The organism is Parasphingorhabdus sp. (assembly GCF_036963705.1).
Taxonomy (GTDB): domain Bacteria; phylum Pseudomonadota; class Alphaproteobacteria; order Sphingomonadales; family Sphingomonadaceae; genus Parasphingorhabdus.
Window position 1 is genome coordinate 1 of sequence record NZ_JBALUT010000157.1, and the last position, 1,441, is coordinate 1,441.

At 55.0% G+C, this 1,441-nt stretch carries 1 protein-coding gene and 1 tRNA gene; both read right to left on the reverse strand.

Going from position 1 to position 1,441, the window contains the following annotated elements:
• Nucleotides 1-2: 2 nt before the first annotated feature.
• Nucleotides 3-87: transfer RNA gene (locus V7680_RS15625), tRNA-Leu, on the reverse strand.
• A 61-nt stretch (nucleotides 88-148) separates the two neighbouring features.
• The coding region (locus V7680_RS15630; RefSeq protein ID WP_335654174.1) for a hypothetical protein at nucleotides 149-1,441 on the reverse strand (1,293 nt) is incomplete at its 5' end.

The window sequence follows — 1,441 nt, forward strand, 5'->3', positions numbered from 1 at the left end:
GATGGTGCGGGCGGTGGGAATCGAACCCACACTCCTTGCGGAACGGGATTTTGAATCCCGCGCGTCTACCAATTCCACCACGCCCGCGTTGGGACAGGCATATAACGTCACCGCCGCAAGACGCAACGGAAAACATCAAGAATGCAAATTATGGCTTTAGCTTCATAGACTTCTTTGAGGAAGCGACTGGCTTAGGCCGCGCTCTGCGGACATTGACTGCCGAAGCGTCGATGTTGTTCTTCAAATGCCGCCCATAATACTTCTCGATCATCTCGACACTGGTACGGCAGTTCTTAGCGACTTGATAAATATCCGCGCCTTCCAGCAATCGAAGGCAGATATAGGTGTGCCGCAAACTGTAACAGGTGCGGACGTGCCCATCGCGATCGAATTTCAGATTGAGCTCGTCAAGGACGGTGTTCATCAATTCGCGTGGCGTCTTCCCAAATATCGGATCGGTCGGCTTCAGCTCTTTGCGATCACGGACACGCTCGAAGGGCAAGATCGCACCGGGCATCGATTTGCAGAAACCGACTCCACGCTTCCCGCGCACCTCTATCTCCAATATGCGTTCGCCGGTCGATTCATCATCGACGATCTTGACGTCCCGCAGCTGAATCCGTGCAGACTCATCGGGACGAAGTCCGGTGTTGCCCATGAAAAGCACGTAATCGTGAAAAGTCTCGCAGACTTCACGCCAGCGCGGCTTGGGCGGATTTTTGGCCCGCTCTCGCGTGGCCTCGTAGAGCAGTTTATATTCCTCGGGCGAAAACCAGGCGCGATGCTCCAGCTTACCTGATGTCCTATATGGCGCTGACATATCCGGGATTGCGGAAATCCAACCCTTGCGGTTGGCGGTCTTTAATACCTGACGAAGCGTGACGATCTCGCCATGCAAAGTCGCGCGAGCCGGTTTCTTTGGCTTACCGGTTTTCGCATCAAGGCGGGAAGTCTGGCGATGGACACGATAATCTTGCACCTTGCCCGCATTAATGTCTTTAAGCGCGGTATCCCCAAAGAATGGCAAGAGGTGGACGCGGACGTGAATCGACTTCGATTCTACATATCCCTCATTGCGCTCGCCCTGCGTGATAACCTCAAACTCATCGAGAAATGCTTTGGCGGCGTCCTCGAAACTGGGACCAGTTGGCGTTCGGCGCAGGCGGCCATCGGTCGCTTGGCCAAGTCCGGGTGCAGGTTCGATGATTTGCGGCTGGAGAGGATTTGGCAACAAGGCAAGCACGCCGCGTCTACGCTGACGATCCTCGACGCATTTTTCCATATACCAGTCGCGCGCGAAATCCTTGGCGGCAGCAAGGTTCATCTCTTTGGTTGTCTGCCGATGGTTCCGGCTGCCCAGATAGGTTGAGCATTGCCAGAAGCGACTATTCTCACGCCGATATACGTGAAGCGCGCCATCCATCAGAGCGTAGCTTTCAGC